Origin of the sequence: Nonomuraea sp. NPDC050202 (genome assembly GCF_040656115.1) — a bacterium.
Classification (GTDB): Bacteria; Actinomycetota; Actinomycetes; order Streptosporangiales; family Streptosporangiaceae; genus Nonomuraea.
On record NZ_JBFALF010000037.1, the window covers coordinates 67,055 to 84,205 of the forward strand.

General features: G+C 70.4%; 29 protein-coding genes. 3 read left to right on the forward strand and 26 right to left on the reverse strand.

Features of this window, described 5'->3' with window-relative positions; translation table 11 throughout:
• Window positions 1-73: 73 nt before the first annotated feature.
• Window positions 74-244 (reverse strand): hypothetical protein, encoded by a 171-nt coding sequence (locus AB0I79_RS51205; RefSeq protein ID WP_357890428.1) that lies wholly within the window; start codon window positions 242-244, stop codon window positions 74-76.
• On the reverse strand, window positions 241-2,118 hold the full coding sequence (locus AB0I79_RS51210) for a phage minor capsid protein (RefSeq protein ID WP_357890431.1): 1,878 nt from the start codon (window positions 2,116-2,118) through the stop codon (window positions 241-243). Before AB0I79_RS51210 ends, AB0I79_RS51205 begins: the two co-directional genes overlap by 4 nt.
• Before the next feature lie 229 nt (window positions 2,119-2,347).
• On the opposite strand from AB0I79_RS51210, the gene AB0I79_RS51215 reads away from it, so the two are divergent.
• Entirely contained in the window at window positions 2,348-2,776 is a 429-nt protein-coding gene (locus tag AB0I79_RS51215) for a hypothetical protein (protein ID WP_357890434.1), read from the forward strand.
• A 5-nt stretch (window positions 2,777-2,781) separates the two neighbouring features.
• On the opposite strand, the gene AB0I79_RS51220 is transcribed toward AB0I79_RS51215, so the two are convergent.
• The 9 genes from AB0I79_RS51220 to AB0I79_RS51260 all read right to left on the reverse strand — a co-directional run bounded on the left by AB0I79_RS51220 (window position 2,782) and on the right by AB0I79_RS51260 (window position 10,163).
• Entirely contained in the window at window positions 2,782-4,356 is a 1,575-nt protein-coding gene (locus AB0I79_RS51220; protein ID WP_357890437.1) for a phage portal protein, read from the reverse strand.
• 27 nt (window positions 4,357-4,383) lie between these two features.
• Window positions 4,384-4,683 (reverse strand): hypothetical protein, encoded by a 300-nt coding sequence (locus AB0I79_RS51225; RefSeq protein ID WP_357890440.1) that lies wholly within the window; start codon window positions 4,681-4,683, stop codon window positions 4,384-4,386.
• The gene (locus tag AB0I79_RS51230) at window positions 4,683-5,981 is read right to left on the reverse strand and encodes a hypothetical protein (RefSeq protein WP_357890443.1); all 1,299 of its coding nucleotides are present in this window, start codon (window positions 5,979-5,981) and stop codon (window positions 4,683-4,685) included. The genes AB0I79_RS51225 and AB0I79_RS51230 overlap by 1 nt, the downstream gene beginning before the upstream one ends.
• A gap of 9 nt (window positions 5,982-5,990) precedes the next feature.
• Window positions 5,991-6,473 (reverse strand): hypothetical protein, encoded by a 483-nt coding sequence (locus tag AB0I79_RS51235; RefSeq protein ID WP_357890446.1) that lies wholly within the window; start codon window positions 6,471-6,473, stop codon window positions 5,991-5,993.
• Between the two features lie 202 nt (window positions 6,474-6,675).
• On the reverse strand, window positions 6,676-7,971 hold the full coding sequence (locus tag AB0I79_RS51240; protein WP_357890449.1) for a PBSX family phage terminase large subunit: 1,296 nt from the start codon (window positions 7,969-7,971) through the stop codon (window positions 6,676-6,678).
• A complete protein-coding gene (locus AB0I79_RS51245) occupies window positions 7,968-8,462 on the reverse strand; it encodes a hypothetical protein (protein WP_357890452.1) in 495 nt (164 codons plus the stop codon). Before AB0I79_RS51245 ends, AB0I79_RS51240 begins: the two co-directional genes overlap by 4 nt.
• Before the next feature lie 44 nt (window positions 8,463-8,506).
• The gene (locus AB0I79_RS51250) at window positions 8,507-8,767 is read right to left on the reverse strand and encodes a hypothetical protein (RefSeq protein WP_357890455.1); all 261 of its coding nucleotides are present in this window, start codon (window positions 8,765-8,767) and stop codon (window positions 8,507-8,509) included.
• Window positions 8,767-9,102 carry a hypothetical protein gene (locus tag AB0I79_RS51255; RefSeq protein ID WP_357890458.1) on the reverse strand — a complete coding sequence of 112 codons (336 nt, stop codon included), beginning with the start codon at window positions 9,100-9,102 and terminating at the stop codon, window positions 8,767-8,769. Before AB0I79_RS51255 ends, AB0I79_RS51250 begins: the two co-directional genes overlap by 1 nt.
• A gap of 2 nt (window positions 9,103-9,104) precedes the next feature.
• The gene (locus AB0I79_RS51260) at window positions 9,105-10,163 is read right to left on the reverse strand and encodes a hypothetical protein (protein ID WP_357890461.1); all 1,059 of its coding nucleotides are present in this window, start codon (window positions 10,161-10,163) and stop codon (window positions 9,105-9,107) included.
• A gap of 69 nt (window positions 10,164-10,232) precedes the next feature.
• Here AB0I79_RS51260 and AB0I79_RS51265 point away from each other — a divergent pair, with 69 nt between their 5' ends.
• On the forward strand, window positions 10,233-10,625 hold the full coding sequence (locus tag AB0I79_RS51265) for a hypothetical protein (protein ID WP_357890464.1): 393 nt from the start codon (window positions 10,233-10,235) through the stop codon (window positions 10,623-10,625).
• A gap of 71 nt (window positions 10,626-10,696) precedes the next feature.
• Here the strand turns inward: AB0I79_RS51265 and AB0I79_RS51270 are convergent, their stop codons facing one another.
• From AB0I79_RS51270 to AB0I79_RS51280, 3 genes are all read right to left on the reverse strand, one after another.
• Window positions 10,697-10,834, reverse strand: a complete 138-nt coding sequence (locus tag AB0I79_RS51270; RefSeq protein WP_357890467.1) for a hypothetical protein — start codon at window positions 10,832-10,834, stop codon at window positions 10,697-10,699.
• A 186-nt stretch (window positions 10,835-11,020) separates the two neighbouring features.
• On the reverse strand, window positions 11,021-12,112 hold the full coding sequence (locus tag AB0I79_RS51275) for a GNAT family N-acetyltransferase (RefSeq protein WP_357890470.1): 1,092 nt from the start codon (window positions 12,110-12,112) through the stop codon (window positions 11,021-11,023).
• A gap of 13 nt (window positions 12,113-12,125) precedes the next feature.
• Window positions 12,126-12,740 carry a hypothetical protein gene (locus AB0I79_RS51280; protein WP_357890473.1) on the reverse strand — a complete coding sequence of 205 codons (615 nt, stop codon included), beginning with the start codon at window positions 12,738-12,740 and terminating at the stop codon, window positions 12,126-12,128.
• Window positions 12,741-12,764: 24 nt separating this feature from the next.
• On the opposite strand from AB0I79_RS51280, the gene AB0I79_RS51285 reads away from it, so the two are divergent.
• On the forward strand, window positions 12,765-13,019 hold the full coding sequence (locus AB0I79_RS51285) for a hypothetical protein (RefSeq protein ID WP_357890476.1): 255 nt from the start codon (window positions 12,765-12,767) through the stop codon (window positions 13,017-13,019).
• A gap of 209 nt (window positions 13,020-13,228) precedes the next feature.
• Here the strand turns inward: AB0I79_RS51285 and AB0I79_RS51290 are convergent, their stop codons facing one another.
• From AB0I79_RS51290 to AB0I79_RS51345, 12 genes are read right to left on the reverse strand one after another with little or no spacing between them, the layout of a single operon-like run.
• Window positions 13,229-13,579, reverse strand: a complete 351-nt coding sequence (locus AB0I79_RS51290; RefSeq protein WP_357890478.1) for a hypothetical protein — start codon at window positions 13,577-13,579, stop codon at window positions 13,229-13,231.
• Entirely contained in the window at window positions 13,576-13,830 is a 255-nt protein-coding gene (locus AB0I79_RS51295; protein ID WP_357890481.1) for a hypothetical protein, read from the reverse strand. Before AB0I79_RS51295 ends, AB0I79_RS51290 begins: the two co-directional genes overlap by 4 nt.
• Complete coding sequence (locus tag AB0I79_RS51300) at window positions 13,827-14,078, reverse strand: hypothetical protein (RefSeq protein ID WP_357890484.1); 252 nt, start codon at window positions 14,076-14,078, stop codon at window positions 13,827-13,829. Before AB0I79_RS51300 ends, AB0I79_RS51295 begins: the two co-directional genes overlap by 4 nt.
• Window positions 14,078-14,458 (reverse strand): hypothetical protein, encoded by a 381-nt coding sequence (locus tag AB0I79_RS51305; RefSeq protein WP_357890487.1) that lies wholly within the window; start codon window positions 14,456-14,458, stop codon window positions 14,078-14,080. Before AB0I79_RS51305 ends, AB0I79_RS51300 begins: the two co-directional genes overlap by 1 nt.
• A complete protein-coding gene (locus AB0I79_RS51310) occupies window positions 14,455-14,772 on the reverse strand; it encodes a hypothetical protein (protein ID WP_357890490.1) in 318 nt (105 codons plus the stop codon). Before AB0I79_RS51310 ends, AB0I79_RS51305 begins: the two co-directional genes overlap by 4 nt.
• A gap of 32 nt (window positions 14,773-14,804) precedes the next feature.
• Window positions 14,805-15,254, reverse strand: coding sequence for a hypothetical protein (locus tag AB0I79_RS51315; protein WP_357890494.1), 450 nt, complete (start codon window positions 15,252-15,254; stop codon window positions 14,805-14,807).
• Window positions 15,251-15,427, reverse strand: coding sequence for a hypothetical protein (locus tag AB0I79_RS51320; protein WP_357890497.1), 177 nt, complete (start codon window positions 15,425-15,427; stop codon window positions 15,251-15,253). Before AB0I79_RS51320 ends, AB0I79_RS51315 begins: the two co-directional genes overlap by 4 nt.
• Window positions 15,424-15,735 carry a hypothetical protein gene (locus AB0I79_RS51325; protein ID WP_357890500.1) on the reverse strand — a complete coding sequence of 104 codons (312 nt, stop codon included), beginning with the start codon at window positions 15,733-15,735 and terminating at the stop codon, window positions 15,424-15,426. The genes AB0I79_RS51320 and AB0I79_RS51325 overlap by 4 nt, the downstream gene beginning before the upstream one ends.
• Window positions 15,732-16,031: a hypothetical protein gene (locus AB0I79_RS51330; RefSeq protein ID WP_357890503.1), complete on the reverse strand. Its 300-nt coding sequence runs from the start codon at window positions 16,029-16,031 to the stop codon at window positions 15,732-15,734. The genes AB0I79_RS51325 and AB0I79_RS51330 overlap by 4 nt, the downstream gene beginning before the upstream one ends.
• Window positions 16,028-16,375: a hypothetical protein gene (locus tag AB0I79_RS51335; RefSeq protein ID WP_357890506.1), complete on the reverse strand. Its 348-nt coding sequence runs from the start codon at window positions 16,373-16,375 to the stop codon at window positions 16,028-16,030. The genes AB0I79_RS51330 and AB0I79_RS51335 overlap by 4 nt, the downstream gene beginning before the upstream one ends.
• Before the next feature lie 47 nt (window positions 16,376-16,422).
• Complete coding sequence (locus AB0I79_RS51340; protein ID WP_357890509.1) at window positions 16,423-16,731, reverse strand: hypothetical protein; 309 nt, start codon at window positions 16,729-16,731, stop codon at window positions 16,423-16,425.
• A complete protein-coding gene (locus AB0I79_RS51345; RefSeq protein WP_357890512.1) occupies window positions 16,728-17,009 on the reverse strand; it encodes a hypothetical protein in 282 nt (93 codons plus the stop codon). Before AB0I79_RS51345 ends, AB0I79_RS51340 begins: the two co-directional genes overlap by 4 nt.
• Window positions 17,010-17,151 lie beyond the last annotated feature (142 nt).

Genomic DNA, 17,151 nt, shown 5'->3' on the forward strand with positions numbered 1-17,151 from the left:
CCGGACATGAGAACGGGCCCGCGCCAGGCGGACCCCCACCAACACACACGGGGCAGGTGCTCAGCCCCCGGCGTCAGGCCGGAGGCCGGTACCTGCGGTAGATGCGCAGCCACAGCACGGCGAGCGCCCGGGCACGGGCGTCGCCGGCGGGGTCGTACGGGCAGTCCGTGACCGGCCGCGCATGCAGCGCGGCCCACCGCGCGGTCGTGATCGCCGCGCGCCGGTCGAGATCGGTGAGGCTCACCGCCGCTGCTCCTTCGCTCGCTGGGCGGCCCTGCGGTCGGAGGCGCGGCCGAGCATCTGCGCCCGGAACTCGACCAGCGTCATCCGGGGGTGTTGCTCCCACCACGCGCGCAGCTCGTCGGAGGCGTACCGGTCGGCGCGTGCCTGCGGCCCGGACAGCAGGGTCCGGCCGTCGATCCCGGCCGCCCGGCCCGCCGCGTTGGTGAGGATGCCGCGCGTGTACCGTTCGGCCGCGACGAACTGGACCTCGATCCATTCGTCGTACAGCCGCCGCACCACCTGGTCGAGGGTCTCCCCCGGCCGCCGCATCTGCTCGGCCACCTGGCGAGACTCCTGCCGCCGCGCGACCTCCGGGTCCAGGCCGTACACCTGCGCGTAGGCGTCCATCGGGTCGATGCCGTCGTCGATGAGGTCGGTGACGGCGCGGTCCTCTGCGGTGTCGTCGGCCCGCCACGACCACGTCGGGTTCTCCTCGCGGGCGTCGAGCTCCGCGAGCAGCCGCTCCAGCGCCACGGTGTCCCCTGCCGCCGAGAACCGCTCAACGAGGGCAAGAACCTGGTCGTCGGAGGCGTTCACGAACTCCGGAGGCAACTCGGCGACCGCCTCCCGCACCCGCTCCTCGCGCGCCTGGTCGCGTTCGGCGTCGCGCCGCTCCAGCAGGCTGGTGATGCGGGCGACCGCCGCCTCGTCGTTCCCCCACCGGCCCAGTAGCGCGGCCAGGTCCTCGTCCGGGAGCCGGTCGAGGTCCCGCGGGAGGGTGTCCTGCCGCTGCCGATCGGCGCGGGCCGGGATGCCGGACGCTTTCGCGTGCTCCCGGATCTGCTGGGTGAGGCGGGCGGCCCGAGCGTCGGCCTTGCGTCGGTGCTCGGCGTCCAGCGCCACGCCGGACTGCCGCTTCGCCGACCGTAGATCGGCTTCGAGACGGCGCATCTTCTGCGCCGCCTGGTAGGTGCCGCGATGGGGGGCCGGGCGGGGCGGCCGGGTCGCGCCGGGCAGGTAGCCGCCGAGCGTGTGGCCGCAGCCGGGATGCAGCAGGCCGGCGGCGCGGGCCTGCGCGACGGTGCCCTCCACCAGCACGTTCACCATGTCGTCGGACACGGCCGACTCGACCTGCCGGAACCCGATCGGCCCGTCCTGGGACAGAACCTTGCCCTCCCAGCGGGCGCACCGCTCACACGTGTACGGCAGCCGGGAGACGATGACGAGGTCGATCCCGTTCTCGGCGAGGGTGGCCAGGTGGCCGTCCGTCGCGGCCTGTGCCATCGTGGCCCGGACCGCCGCCTCCGCGTAGGCGGTCACGGACCAGACGCGGCCGGAGGTGTCGGTGAACCCGGTGATGCCGCGCCGCGCGACGCGGTCGAGGGCGCGGGCCTGGGCCTGGCGGCGGGAGATCGCGCCGGTGAGCGCGAGCGCCGCCACCTCGTTGACGATTTGCTGGAACAGGAACTCCGGCGACGACCGCATGCCCGGCTGCGTGGAAGCCACCAGGCGGACGCCGCGGCGGGCGAGTTCGATGACGCCCTGCCCCTGCGGGATGCCGCGCCGGGCGCCGAGGTGTTCGAGCTCGCTCGTGGCTCGCTGCACGCCGCGCTGCCATGCCGCGTTGACGCCGGTCGTCACCAGTCGCTCCGACAGCCGTTCCAGGCGGCGGACGACCTGGTCGGCCTCGCGGCGCAGCGCCCGGAGTTCGGCGAAGCGCGGGCCGGCGTACTCGGGTTCGCCCTCCCGCTTGGCCAAGGCCTCCGAGACCACACGGAGGAGTTCACGTTCGGCGTCCCAGTAGATCGCCGCCACCGCGCGGGCGTGCTCCAGGGCGGCCTCGATCTGCGCGGCCTCCTGCGGACCGGCGGGGAGGGCCAGGGTCGGCACGCTCACTGGCTCTCCCCTCCCACTGATCGTTACGTGGACCGTACGGCGCACGATTCACGATTTGGCGTGCAACGGTCAGGACTTCCTGACAGCATGGGGGGCGTCAGGAAATCCTGACACCCGTCGGAGGAGGAGACTCATGGGTTGGCAGAGCGACGATGGCAGGCACGAGGGATGGTGCGCCACCGTCTTCCCGGACGGCCGCGTCTCAAGCGGATCAAGGAGTGGTGGCGCCTTGGTCGCCACGGTGGGGCCGGATGGACGTGTCGGGCATGCCGACGACGTCCTGGACGGCCGGACCGCCGTGGGCTGGCGGGGGCACTGCGACTGCGGCTGGCAGGGCCCGCTCTGGGAGCGCGTCGCCATCGCAGGGCAGGCGAGCACCACCGACCGCAAGGTCTGGACGCCAGGCCTCGACCAGTACGGCGACGCCCCGACCGAGGTCGAGGACGCGGTGTGGTCGGAGTGGGAAACCCACCTCGAACCCAAGAGCATCATCGCCATCCGGGAGGCGACCCAGGCCGTACGCGACGCGCAGGCCCGCCTCGACGCCGCCGTCCGCGTCGCTATGGAGGAACGCCGGTCATGGACGGAGATCGGCAAAGCCGCAGGCATGAAGCGCCAGTCCGCGCACGAGCGGTGGGGAGGGCGCTTCTCTGGGTGATGGCCCTACTCGTCGCTGGCGGCGCTGGGCACGAGCACGTCTTCGAGCCGGTCGGGGTCGGGCACGTTCAGGCCGAGTTCGTCACGCAGGCGGTGCGTCTCCTCGCGCACCTGGTCGTCGTCCCACTCCGGATGCACGGTGCGGATCTTCGTCGCCAGGCTCATGGCCTGCGCCCGGTTGAACAGCTCCACCGTCCGGCCGAGCACTTCCATGTCCGGCTGGACGCCGTCCGGCCAGTGCACATCCACCTTGTCCGCGCTGACCTTCCGCCCGAACACCTCACGGTCGATGGACAGCAGCACGTCCGGCGCCCACTGCAAGGTCGGGTTCCAGTAGCCCGTCTTCCGGCCGCGAGTGGAGAAGCTCTTGCGCTCGCGGGCGTGCACCTCGGTGGCGGTGATCTGCTGCCCGGACCCGTCCGCCTCGCCGAAGCTCTGCGCGGAGTAGCCGGCGCCGCGCAGGATCTGGGCGGCGAGTGCCTTGCCGCCGTCTACGTGTTCCTTCACCCGGATGGCGAACTGGATGATCGTCAACATCGAGTTGGCTTGAGCACCGGGCGGCGGCAGCATGCCGAGCCCGGAGTAGATCTCCCGGTCCGGATCCCACGCGGCGCCCTGGCCGCGCCCGAGCGAGTCGAGGAAGATGTCGGGGACGATGACGCGGCCCTTCCCGATCCGGAAGTCGCGCATGAAGCTCGTCCACACCTCGTCGAGGGCGTCCATCAGGTGCTCGACGCCCTGGTAGTCGGACCGTCCGAGCGACGTTCCCCGGATCAGCCGGTGCGGGCGCATGTTTGGCACGTAGCTGACGAGCAGGCCGCGCGGGTAGCGGCTGTCGAATCCGCCGTCTTCGTCCACCTGGTCGGCGTAGATCTCCGTCTCCGGGTGGTCCTGCAGCGGCACCTGGTGGCCGAGCCGGTCCGGTGTGCCCAGGTACAGGCCGTGCAGGACGCGGCCTCTTTCGTGCCGCTCCAGGTGCCGCCACACCTGCCGGTCGCCGTCTTCGGCGAGCACCCGCCAGAACGTCACCGCCGAGAGCTTGCCGTACCTGAACTCGGGCACGGCGGCATCCGGCGGCAGCACCGACATCACGGGGTGGTCGTACATCTCGGTGTCCCAGCCGGCCCGCAAGTACGCGCCGCCGTAGGCGGAGCCGATCTCGGCGGCTTCCAGCAGCGACCCGTAGATGCCCGCGTCGCGCATGACGCGGTCGAGGCGGGCCTGGGACTTCTTCCCGGCGATCCTCAGCGTGGGCGGCTCGCTGAAGAGGAGGTCCGCCGACGTGGTCGCGATGTCCCCGGCGATCGGGATGTGCAGTTTCGTGGATCGGACCTGCCCGAGCGGAACGGGTGCGCCCCAGAACCAGCGTGCGGCGCGCTGGATCCAGCCGGTGAATCCCTTGGACGGCCGGTCCCAGCCCTTGGGGTCCAGGCCGATGCCGTGCATCATCCCGGTCGTGCCGTACACGTCGGCCAGCTCGTCCGGGTCGCCGGAGTACCAGGCGCCCCATTCGCGGTACAGCCGCATCTCGCGCTTGAGGTGCGGCGGCGGCCACTCCTGGTCATGGTCCGGAAGCGGCATGATCTTTCGCCCTCACTCTTCGCAGGGTCAGATGACGTCGATCAGCCCGGCGGGCAGGATCGGGAGCTGCGGTGGCGCGGTGACGCGCACCCACGCCTGCCAGGTGCCTTCCGGGCGGGAGGTGGTGCCGCCGGGGCCGAACAGGATGCGCGCGGTCGCGCCGCGCTCCCCCGCCGACCCGGGCGCCCATTCGGCCGCGTTCCAGTCGCCGGGTGCGGGCTCGATGCCGGGCACGGTGAACGCGATCTCCACCTGCTCGGTGGCGGACGCGCCGCGCACGAAGAACGGTAGGTATTCGCACGACAGGTGCGAGATCGACTCAGCCATCACGGCTCCTTCGTGCGCGAGGCGGACCAGGTACGGCGAGGCGGGTCAGCGCTCCACTGGCGGCGCGTCAGGACGGCGCCCCACGTGCGGCGCGGTCCTTCCACGCCCGTGACCTCGCGGCCGAGCCGCCGGAAGGGCTGCGCCTGGTCGGTCTCGGCGGCCGGGCCGACGAGCCGGATCTTGCGGCGGCCGATAGGCTGCGCCAGCTCCGAGGAGGCGGCCGGGCCGACCGTGCGGGCCCGCGCCGGCCGGACCGCGGCGGCCGAGCTCACGTCGAGGGCGGCCCCGAGTGTCCGCGTCTTGCGCGGCGTGATCGGCAGCGCCTGGCCGGTTTCGGCGGCGGCACCGATGAAAGTGCCGTTGGTGATGGGCTGCGCCTGGTCGCCCTCAGCTGCCGGGCCGACGAGGCGGCGGTGCGCACCCGTCACGGGGAAGGCGGTGCCGGTCTCGCCCGCGGTCTCGAGAGTGCGGATCTTCCGCGCGGTGAGCGGCAGGGCAGTGGCGGCTTCGCCCGCCTGGCCGAGCGTACGCCGCTTGACCGGCCGGATCGGGACCGCCGTCTCCTGGGACCCGGGCTGGCCAAGCGTGCGCTGCTTGCGCCGCCCCACCGGCTGGGCCTGCTCGATGGTGGACACGGGCTGCACGACGATGGCCGGGTTCGACGGGAAAGCGGCACCGAGCTTGCCCTGGTCGGAGATGGCGAAGTCATCGGCCGTGAGCGTGTAGCCGGGCACGTAGACGATCGCGGCCTCATCGATGACCGCGGTACCGACGTTGACGCCGGTGGCGCCCGCCTGCAACGTCGTGGTCGCCGCCTCGGGCGTCTGGTACACCCACAGATTGACGGCCCCGTTCGAGGCGGTGGTGCCGACCAGCACCCGCGCCTCGATCCGCACCCACTGGCCGGCGGCGACCGCGGCCGGGACGGAGCACAGGATGGGATTGTTGATGTCCTTCCGGATGGCGATCGTGCCGGTCGGGCCGACCGTCAGCCGGGCCACGGCCGTGGAGGTCGCCGCCTGGTTCAGCTCGAACCACCAGTCCTCCGCGCTGGGCAGCGTCGCGAACATGATGTAGGCGCGCAGCCACAGCTCGCGCCCGGCGGTGACGATGTTCCGCCACTGGACCGAGTCCGGGTCGTTCAGCTGGGCCGCAAGCGGCGCCCGCGTGCCGGTGGCGGCGACGTACGTGGGTGAGCCGTTCGTCACCTGGAACGCGTCGCCGCTGGTGCCGCCGGAGTTGGCGACGGTGACGGACGTCCCGGCGGTGCCGCCGTTGAAGGAGTTCCTGCGCAGCACGGCCCGCGCCTACAGGGGTGCGGCGCGGAAGAACCCGGCGGCGGAGATCTGCGCCACGATGTCGGTCCCGTCCGGGGTGATGGCGAAGTCATGCGCGGTGAGCGGGATGATCTGCGCGTCGGTGGAGGACGCGGCGGGCTTGTAGCAGATGACGAGCTTCGACCAGGCGCCCGACGCGACCAGCACGCTCGTCCAGGTCTGGTCCGGGATGTCGAGGTCCACCCTGTCGTTGGCGTCGTCCGGGACGACCGGGTTGAGGTCGGCCGCCACGATCGACTTGCGGGCGTAGCCGTTGCCGACCGGGACCTCGTTGGTCGTGCCCGCGACGACGTCGGCCAGCGTGTCCTTGTCGCGCAGCACCGCGTCCGTCTCCAGGCCCGACGCGGCCAGCGCCACCACGATCAGGCTGGAGCCGGCGGGGTCGCCGGTCTTGACCCGGTGGGCCAGCTCGACGGCCCGGCCGAGCGCGATGTTGAACGTGAAGTCGGCCACGACGGGTTCTCCCTCAGGTCACAGGGTGGTGGGGGTCCAGCGGCGCGGGCCGGAGCCTCTCGGGCTGCCCCTCAACAGCCGAAGAAGCTGGCGGCCCGCGCCGGGTGCTCGACACGCGTACGGGGAAGCCGCGCGGAGCAGACGCGCCGCCGCAGGGAAGGGTCCGACCGCCACAACCGGAACTCCCCTGGGCGGCGCGCGTCTAGTAGGCAGGCACGGGTTCGAGCAGCCGCATCCACACCGCCTGCGTGGTGTGGAGGGCGTAGCGGAGGGCGTCCACGGAGTGGTCGTGCTCCTTGACCGGGGCGTCCTCGCCCTTCTCCGCCTTCTTGTCGTCCCAGGCGTAGCCGACGATCTCGTCCAGCAGGTCGCGGCAGGAGGCGTGCACTCGTAGGCGGTCGGCCGCGATCAGGTTGGAGACGGTGCGGATCCCGTCCAGGACGGAGTTGTCGCCCTGCTGGGGCCGGAACCCGTCGTGATGGAGCTGCGTGATGAACGACGCGGCGGACGGGTCCACGATCAGCCACGACGGCCGGACCCCGCGCGTGCCGGGGCCGTAGGTGTCGGGGATGCCGTCGAGCCAGTCGGCGAGCCGCAAGCTGTATTCGGCGTCGGTGAGCTGACGGCGCTGGATGCGGGAGTCCCACCGCCACTCGTTGGTGACGTAGATCCGGCGCTGGCCGCGCTCATCCGGCACGCTGACGCCGACGAGCACCGCGTCGAACGGGTTCGCGGTCCCGTAGTCGATCCCGCACGCGAGCCACTTCTCCATCAGCGGCAGGCTGGTGACCATGTGGCGGTCTTCGTCCCACATGTCGAAGATCGCCCCCTCGGCCATGACCCACGCCCCGAGAACGAAGCGTTTGTACCAGAGGCCGGTGTACTCCTTCTTCAACGCGGCCACGTACGCCGGGTCCAGCGCGTGATTGTCGTCGAGGCGGAAGTGCCACGACCTCAGGTCGAGCTCGCCAGCCCGGTCGAGGAAGTCCCGCTTGAGCCAGTGGCTGGGGCTGTCGGGATTGGTGGAGCCGAACAGTTTCGCGCCCGGCACACTCAACCGGGACAGGAGCATGTCCCAGAACGCCCGCTCCAGCAGCGTGATCTCATCGACGTACACGCCCGCACAGGTCATGCCGCGCAGCCGAGTCTCGGCGCGGGCGTCCGCACACGAAATGATCTCCACCTTGCGGCCCAAGATGGTCGCGGTGGGAGCACCCCTGGTGTAGGAGATCCGCGCGGCGAGCGGCCCGGTGATGGCGGGGTCCATCAGCGGGTCGAACACGTTCCGCGAGATGGTGTCCGCCGTCTTGCCGACGATGACCAGGCTGCCGCCGCGTGGCGCGTTCGCGACGAACGCCAGCCACCTGATCAGCGACGCGATCGTCTTCCCGCTGCGGATGGCTCCCTGCCACACGTTCAGCCGCGCTGTGGACTCCGCGATGCTGCGTTCCTGCTTGGGCGACAACCGGACCGCCAGCCCCAGCGCGCCGCCGGTCACGCCTCGCCCCCGGCGTCGTCGTACAGCACCTCACCGGTGACGACCTCGGCCGACGTGATGGCGTCCAGGTCTGGCTCCGCGACCTCGTAGCGCTGCTGGAGCTGTGCCAGCATCGCGCCGAGCAGGGACGCCATGTCATGGTCGGGGTGGCCGTTGCGGTTGATCTGGTCCAGGCCCAGCAGGCCCGCCCGCTTATTGATGATCTTTAGGCAGGCTTCGGCCGCGTTCACCTCGCCCTTGAGCACGCGCGGCCACAGCGCGGCCATCATCCGGTCCAGGCGGCCGATCTCCAGATGCAGCAGGTGCTCGGCCGCCAGCCCTTCCGCCTTGGCGGCCCGCTTCAGCGCCGCGGTGATGTCGCCCGAGGCCGCCTGCGGGCTGTTGTAGCCCAGCCGCTCAGCGATCAGCGTGGGCGAGACGCCGGCGATCCGCATCTGGAGCGCCTGATTGCGCCGCTGGGCGAGCTCAAGCTTGCGCTTGTCGTCGGCCATCGCCTGCCCACCTCTCCGGCCTAGTTGTCGGTTCCGCCAACAAGTCAGCCGCCGTCGATCGCCTCCGTGGCTGGGTCGTCGAACGGAACGTGATCCACGATCTCGGGCGGGAACTGGTCCACGATCTCCACCGTCTGCGGGGTCACCCACACGCCGCGGGCGCCGATCTGCTCGGCGAACACCGCCAGCGCAGGCATCGACCAGCCGTCCCCCTCAGGCGGGGCCTGGTCGGCGATGAGCGCGAACGGCTCCTCCGAGACGCCGCCCAGCTCGTACAGCGGCAGCCGCAGCACCTGGATCCGCACTACTCCCCGCCCTCACCCTCGCCGCCGCCGTCCTCGCTGGCGGCGGGCGCGATGAGGGCGTAGCTGCGCTGGAACACCGACCGCGACACCTTCCAGAACGAGCCCGCGCCGTCCGTCACCACGTAGTCGCCCAGCACCGCGCGCAGCATGCCCTCGGGCGTCTGCAGGTCGATGTATTCGGCCGACCGGCCGCGCAGCGCGGTCTGGCCGACGATGCCCTTCAGCTTGGAGGTGTCGTTGATCCAGGCGACGATGTCGTCCAGGTCGAGCCCGTTGACCTCGACGGCCTGCACGACGGTGTCGATGGGCTCGTAGTCGCGGATGTCCACAGCCATGATCAGTTCTCCGTTCCTGTCGCCGCCTGGTAGCCGTACCGGGCGCGGTCCTGGGCGATCTTGTCGGCGATGGCCACGCATGCGGCGGCTGCCCACTGGCCGCTGGTGGCCGCATCGTCGCCTACCTCGACCGCGGCCGACACGGTGCCCCGCCCGTCCCGGGTCGGGATGCCCTCGCCGTTGACGGCGGTCCACTCGACGATCCACGAGTACCGGGCGCGGCGTTCGAGCCGGGGCCGGCCGAGCCGTTGCCGCTGGAGGGTGAGCCGCACCGGGTGCACCTCGCCGATCCCGAGCGCGACGAGCCCGTCTGAGGTGGCGTGGTCGGTGTAGCTGTACCGCTTCCGCCCGAACACCTTCTCCACCAGGTCGAGGCTGATGGAGCCGTGCATCCACCACGGGTCGTCACGGGACCAGTGGTCGCGGCGGGCCCACAGCTGCGTGCGGATCTTCCACCCGTCGATGGCGAGGCTGATGACGCGGGAGTCGTAGCCGGTCGGGTTCAGGCGGCGCTGCACCCAGGTGCCGAACCGCTCGGTGTGTAGGTAGAGCGCGCCGAATGGCCACACCCGAAGGTGGGCGGCGAGGACGTGTTCGCTGCCCGAGTTGCCTACCTTGACCTCGGCCGAGAACACGCCGAACGACTTCCCCACGACCAGCTCCCCGCCGAGCGTCCCGGTCGGCTGGTCAGGCCACCGGCCGGGCAAGTGCAAGCCGCCCCGGACGAACGTGTTCCCTGGGCCGAGCAGCGTGCGCAGCAGCGGATCGCGCATCTCCTCGCCGGCGTACGGGCCGTCGTACGACTGGCCGATCGCCCAGCCGTCCGGGTCGAGGCTGCCTTGCGGGTCGGGGCGGACTCCGCACCGGTCGCACACCACCCACCGCGCCGCGTCCAGGCCGGGCCGGCTCGGACCGTACCCGTCCACGACCGGCCGGTGGCCGCGCAGGCGGCAGAGCAGCATCAGCCGCGGCAGCTCCTCCAGCCAGAACCCGCGATGGACGCGACGGCCTGGCCGGCGCGCGTCGTCCCGCTTGAGGTAGTCGAGGGTGTGCCAGCGCATGACGAACTCCTTGGAGCGGCGAGGGGGAAGTGTGAGCGCGAGGCCGCGCCCGGGTGCGAGCATGGCGGGATGACGACCGTCGCATTGAGCCCCGATGGGCCGCACAGCTCCGACTACACGCGCGAAGTCGCCCAGGCTGTGGCCGAGGGCATACGCGTCCTCAACTACGCCACCCGCGATGGGGAGGACGGCCTGCAGTGGCCGTCCGATGTGGCCTCGGTCGCGGGCGAGATCCGCGCCGCCGCTGAACGGCTGGACCAGCTCACCAGGCAGCTCGGCGACTACCTGGCCAAGCAGCAGTCGGACGGGAAGCTCCGGGTCACGCATGGGCCGTATAAGGGTCACCCCGAGCAGGCGGTCGCCGCAGCGCAGGCGTCTCTTGACCAGGCGCTCGAAGCCGCCCATCATCTCGCCCAGGCGTGGCGGGCGGTGCACAACACGACGTCCGCGATCAGCTTCTAACGCGGTCGTCCCGCGCGTGGGCGCGGCCAGGACGGCACGAAATCAGCAACGATCGTTGCCGATTTTGGTGATCACGTTAGTTCGGTGTCGGGCATGCGGTTGACGTGACCGACACCAGTAACGATCAAAGTGGCGGCGGCTCCGAGGCGCAGCCCGAGGTGGACGATGCACGCTGTGCAGCACAGCTCGCCCGGCTGCTCGATGTCCACCGCAGCGCTGTCACCCGAGCGTTGTCATCGGCCGCGCAGCGAGGCGAGGCGTGGCCGCCCTTCACCGTCGATCCCGACACCGGCCGGCGGGCGTTCGACACCAGCGCTTTCCTCGCCTGGTGGGACCTCCATCACCGCGGGCCTGGGCGACCTCCCAAGCCGAATAGCCGCAACGATGGTTGCGAATTACTTCCGCAGTCGCGGCGGCGGAATGTACTCGAACGAGACGAGCCCGAGCCGGCGTGGGTCCAGCGTGTTGGCGTGCTGGTTCCGCCGCTTCGAGGAGGTGTGCAGCTTGGTGGCGCGGCCTTGTCGCTGCCACCGCGGGCTGCGCTCCATGTAGGCGATCAACGCCGGGTGCGACGTCACATTCCGGTACCGGAAGCCCTGCGCGTGCAGGTGCTGGCCGATCCAGTCCTCCAAGTGCCCGCCGATCGACAGTCCTTGGAAGTCCGGCAGCACCACCAGGCGGTGACCGAGTTTGATGTCACGCACCTTCGGATGCTGGAAGTGCCTGTAGGCAGCGAAAGCTACCAGTTTGCCGTCGATGCACCCGGCGAAGCATTGGGCAGCGTTGCTGATGTCGCTGCTCAGATAGTGATGGTGGCGAAATAGCTGCCAGAGGGACCGGTCGGCCGCGTGGATGTCGAGCTGGAGTCGCGGCCGGGGTTGAACCGACCTCCACGAGAACGAGCCCGCCGCCAGGTCGTAGATCCAGTCCGGCTGCAGCCAGTCCGTCACGTCGTAGTGGCACGTGACCGCGACGAGCTGCCGCCCGGCCCGGCGGACGGACTTCGCGACCGCGTGGCTCGCGACCTTCGCCACCTGCCGGTCCACCACGGAAGTGAACTCGTCCACGACGAGCAGCCCCTGGTGCTCGGCGAGCGCCCGGGCCATCGACGCGCGGAACGCCTCCCCGTTGGACAGCGTCTTGTACGGCCGGAGCCACGCGGGCGGGCTCGAAAGTCCCACGGCGGTCAGCAGGCCGACGATGTCCTTGATGCCCATGCCGGGCGGGAAGTCGTCCACGAGCGCCCGGTCGCCCCACGGGCGGTCCCGGACGAGCCGCCCGGGCCACAGCTCTTGCGCGATGGTGGACTTGCCGGACCCGGACGGGCCGACGAGCAGGCCGACATTCCACCGGCGTTCTTCGACGGGCAGGTCCACCGACCAGGAGTTCGTCAGCTTCTTCTCCAGCGGCACGTCGAACATGCCTTGGAGTTGGAGGACGCGTGCGGTGCGGTGGACGGGGGTGGCGAGGGTGATGTCCGCGCGCACGGCGGCTCCCTTCCTACATGAGGGCTCGAACGGAGCGGCCTTCGGCGGCCAGCCGTTCCAGGAGTTCGACCTGCTCCTCTTCGGTTGCGCAGGTGATGATGACGCCCCACACGTCCGGCGGTTCGACGCGCTCGGCCGGGCCCGGCGTCGGGACCGGCGCGGGGGGCGCGTCTCCGAGGTCGGCGGGCACCAGGTCCTCGATGTCGGTGGGGTCGTAGCCGGTCGCGGCCAGCAGTTCCTCGTCGGCCTCGTAGATGTCGGTGAGCATGTCGGCGAGGGCGCCGCGGTCCCATCCGCCGCGCTCCGAGGTGGAGTTGTTGGCCACGAGGTAGCCTTCGGCGTCCGCGTCGGAGCGGGACGACCAGCCGCGCAGGATGGGCACCAGCCACACGCCGTCGTCGCTGACCTTGACGCCTTCGGGCGGGGATGCGCCGTCGCTGGCCATCTCCTCCAGCACATGGAGTCGTCCGTGCCCTGCCACGAGGCGGCCGGTACGCTCGTCGAGCTCGCCGGCGAGGGTGCAGCCCCACTTCTGGATGGACTTGCGGATGGTGGGGAGGTCGTGCTCCTTCGGGTTCCGGACGGCGCGGGCGATCTCGGGGAGGGGCATGTGCTCGATGTGCCGCATTCTGGTCCTCGCTAGGGTGGCGGAGTGGACGAACTTCTCGCTGTGCACGCCGAGATCGACAGAGGCGGGCGGCTTCTCCTACTGACCCACGATGGGCCGGGGTCCCGCGCCGAGATGATCGAATACGTGCGGACGGTGCTTGAGCAGCGCACCACGGTCAACGACGACACCACCGCCGAGAAGATGGCGCGTGCCATCGTCACGTCGATCCTTTACAGGCTCAGCGCGGGGTGGACGGCCTCCGCTGGTGAGGCAGCACATGCCTCGGATGAGCAGTGAAGCCGAATTTAAACGATCATGAAAGAGGTGAGGCGCTGAGATCGAATCTCAGCGCCTCACCTCGCGAGTGACACCGACCATAAGGCCAGGTCGTCAGGGCCGCGAGCGGCCACCATGATGAGCATTTCGAGCGGTTCTCGCGTGCTGGCAGTGTCCGCCTTCCGCCAGCACGCGAAGATCATTCTTCGTTGAGCGCCTTCGCCAGCCGCTCATGCCGCCGCCTCGATCGCGGCCCGAAGTGCTCTCACCACGTCCGAATCGGCGAACTTCCGCTCGTGCTCGACGCTCGCCTGCCGCTGCTCGACCGCGCCGTACCGTCCGTCAGCCCGCGCGTAGTCGTAGCCGTCCGGGCACAAGGTGGCGTGGACATTCTGCACCCACCGCCACATGTACGGGTCGTCGGAGTCGTAGGACAGGACCAGCGCACGGGCAGCGTCATGCCACAGCCGTGCGTGCTCGGCAGCTTGCGCGGGATCGCAGGCGTTGCAGTGGCGATTGTGCAAAAACAGCCGGGCCGCAGCGTACCGCTTGTTCCTGCCAGGCAGGACGGTGCGGCTCATGACGAACCTGCCCCGCGCCGCTCCAGCTCGGCTCGGCCCGCGTCGGTGAGCACCGCCGTGCGCGCCGTACCGCGATGACCACTCGACTCCCCTACGTCGATGACGCCCAGCGCGACCAGCGCGAGCACGTCATCCTTGCTCAGCCCGTACTCGGGGATGTCCTCGTACGAGCCGAACAGGACCACGCTGCCGTCATGCTCGGCCAGCGTGCCCAGGAACTTCAGCCGGCGCGGGGTGAGACGCGGGGTCATGCCTGGCCTCGCGCTTCAGCGAGCACCGCGGCGATCCTCGGGTCGGCGGCGTTCTCATCGAGCACCTGGAGGATGGTGTCGATGACGGCCTCGCCCACGCTCTGCTGCATGTCCGTCATCATCTCGGGGAAGTCGTCGGGGTTGAGGCCGTAGTCTTCCACGATGCCGTCCACGAAGCCCCACGACAGCGAGTAAGCCGAGACGACTAGGCAGCCGTCGCTCACCCACCGCATTCGGCCGCCGTCCATCACACGCCACCCCCGACCGAGCCTGACTCCTCCATCTCGACGGACAGCTCCACCATCCGCCCGACATCGTCCACCGCGGCGGCGAGAACGAACTCCTCCAGGTTGGCGCGGGGCACGAACCGCATCTCCCCGTCCGGGAAGCACTCGCCGCCGGCGGGCACACCCTCGTAGTCCCACCAGCCGGTGCCGTCGATGTACGAGCTGCCGTTCCGGTCCGCCCAGGACAGAGTCTCCTCCACAGGGACGTGGTGGCCAAGCTCCGCTTGGAGCCGGGCCGCCGTCTGGGCCCGGTCGCCGATGAACACCGGCGAGTCGTTGACCGTCTGCCACAGCACGTAGCAGTCCCGGTCGGGCGCGGTCTTGAACACGACGACGCTCATCCGGCCTCACCGCCTGGAAGCACGCGGAGCTGCACCCCGTACGCGCCAGGCGGCGGACCGCCCGGCTCTACCCGGTAGCCGGCCGAGCGGAGCGCGTTCTCGCACTCGATCGCGTTCCCGCCGGAGTTGACGTGCAGCAGCACGGCCCCCGCGGTGTCAGGGTCGCGGTCGCACGAGATGATCGCCTCCGGGACGTCGTACCCGAGTCGATCGACGATGGCCCGCGCGGCGTGACGGCGCACGTTGCGCGTCGTCACCACCTTCCGCTGCGGCGGCCGGTGCGGCGGCCCGCCGAGAATGACCTCTCGGATCATGGCAGCCTTGCGGCGGCTTCCACTGCGACGGATCATCGGGCCTCACCCGCCTTCACGCGCATCCGCGTGCCGACCGGATCGATGACCTCGACCGCGTATCCGCTCTCCACCAGCAGGTCGCGGCACGCGGCCCAGTCAGCGGCCGGGTCCAGCCGCAGCAGTACCGCCCCACTGTCGCTCGGGTCGGCCTCGCAGATGACGACCTTGTCCACGTCGATCCACGCGGTGTTCCGCGTGACCGCCTGCTGGGCGACAGTCCTCACCTGGGCGGCGGTGAGCGCCTGCTGCGCGAGCGCCGACAACTCGGCGCGGGCCTGCTCCTGCTCGGCCGGGTCGCGGAACTCGGCGAGTTCGGCGTTAACCCGGGCGGCAAGGCCGGACGCCTCGACCCACACCTCATGGTTACGGTCCAGCAGGTGCTTGATGACCAGCAGGTCAGCGGTCGGCACCTGCGTGTACGGGAACTCCGGGGATCTGCTCATAGGGCCTCACCGCCCAACGCGCCGTCGAAGCTCGCGGCCTCGATGACCGCCCGCGCAATCTCCCCCTCGGTGAGACCCGTCGCGAGCATCATCTTGCACACCAGGATGTGCGTCCCAGTCCGCACGTAGGAACGCTGCCGGTCCGGTGACATCTCGGCGATCGGGGGCGTCATCCCACCTCACCGCCCTGGGGGCGCTGCTCAACCGCGCCGAGACGCTTCAACCGTTCCTCGACCTCGTCCAGCGAGTCGGGGGCGTAGGGGTCGCTGAGGGCCGCGAACACCTCGGGCGCCTGGCGGAACGCCGCGAAGCCATCCCGATAGACCTGCACGGACAGCATCTCGCCGAACTCCGTGGCCCCGTCACGAACGATCGGGAACTGCCACACGTAGCTGCCGTCCGACCGGACCACCATGACGTGCAGCGTGTCAGGGTTGGCCCGCCAGTAGGCCAGGTGCGCGCCCTGGGGAAGATTCCTCATCGAGCCTCACCGCCCTGAGCCGCCGCAGCAAGCTGGTCCCACTCGGCGCGGTCGGCCAGGATCAGCGTCTCCATCTCCCCCTCGTGGAAGAACGGCAGATGCGGGACACCCAGAGAGCGGCGGGAGATGTCGCGCATCAGGACGCTCGCCGCCCAGGCCTCCCCCCGCTCGCGCAGGATCTTCTTGGACGCAGCAACGACGTCCGGGTCCACGAAGCGGCACTTCGCCGCCTCGGCCTTCCCCTGGGCCGCCAGTTCGGCCAGCTTCTCGGGCGACAACGTGGTGCGCATGCTCACCGGACCTCACCGGCCTGGGCCATCGAGGGCATAATGTGCTCATCCCACTTGAGGCCGCACCAGCGGCACAGCCTTCGGTCATGCTCGGCCCGCAGAGGAGTGCCGTCCTCACACGCGATGCGCGATGCCACCCAGGCACCCACGAGGGAGTGCAAGGTGGCGTACGTTCGGGCGACGAGATCACGGTCGGCCTCGTCCCCGGCGGCGATCCACTGGCCCGCGAGCTGCGTGCGCTCGGCGTCCATGACGACCAGGACCACGCCGCGGTGGTCATGGGCACGGAGACGCAGCGGTGAGGTCCACGTCCAGGCGGTGGATTCGATCTCGGGGAACCGCTGGGTCACGATGGGGGGCACCGGCCACTGGCTGACCGCGACGGGCTGATCCGATCTCACCGGCCCTCACCGCCCGACAGGGTGACGGCCTTCACCGACTCCACGAGGGTCAGGTGCGTGGTGAAGGTGCCCTCGGAGTCGGCCGTGACGAGGTACATGCCCGACGCCCGGTCCGGGTCGAGGATCGCGTCCTGCCACAGCAGGTCGATCTCCATGATGTTCGGGTCGCTCTGGAAGCCGATGACCTGCGTCGGGTTACCCTTCCACTTGTCCTGGCGGCCGATCATGCCGGACTCGTCGGCGAAGTACGGGTAGGGCAGCTTGAGGTCGGCGCCCTCCGCCTTCTGAATGGCGTAGGTCGTCATCGGACCTCCCACCCCTCAGCGCGCAGCGCCGCCCGGATCTCGGAGATGAACTCCCAGTCGGCGTGCTCGACCTTGACACCCTCATCGCACTCGGACAGGGACAGGGTGGTGGGGTCGGAGCCGAACATGCCCCGGAGGATGGCCTTCGCCTCCTGGAGATCGACGCGCAGGATGGTCAGGCCGTCGAGCAGTTCGGTGCTCGGCCCGGCGCGACGCCCGGCGGCGGCGATCAAGGCGGGCCATGCCGCCGCCGTGGTGGTGGTGTGAGCTTCACTCATGATCATCTCTTTCGCGAGGAGATTGATTCACTCGCGATGCTAGACGCGCACAGTCCGGTTGCGCACCGGTTCCCGCGTGTCCATTAACGATCGTTTCTGAGACGACACTGAATGATCTTCACGTGATCACGCTTGACCAGGT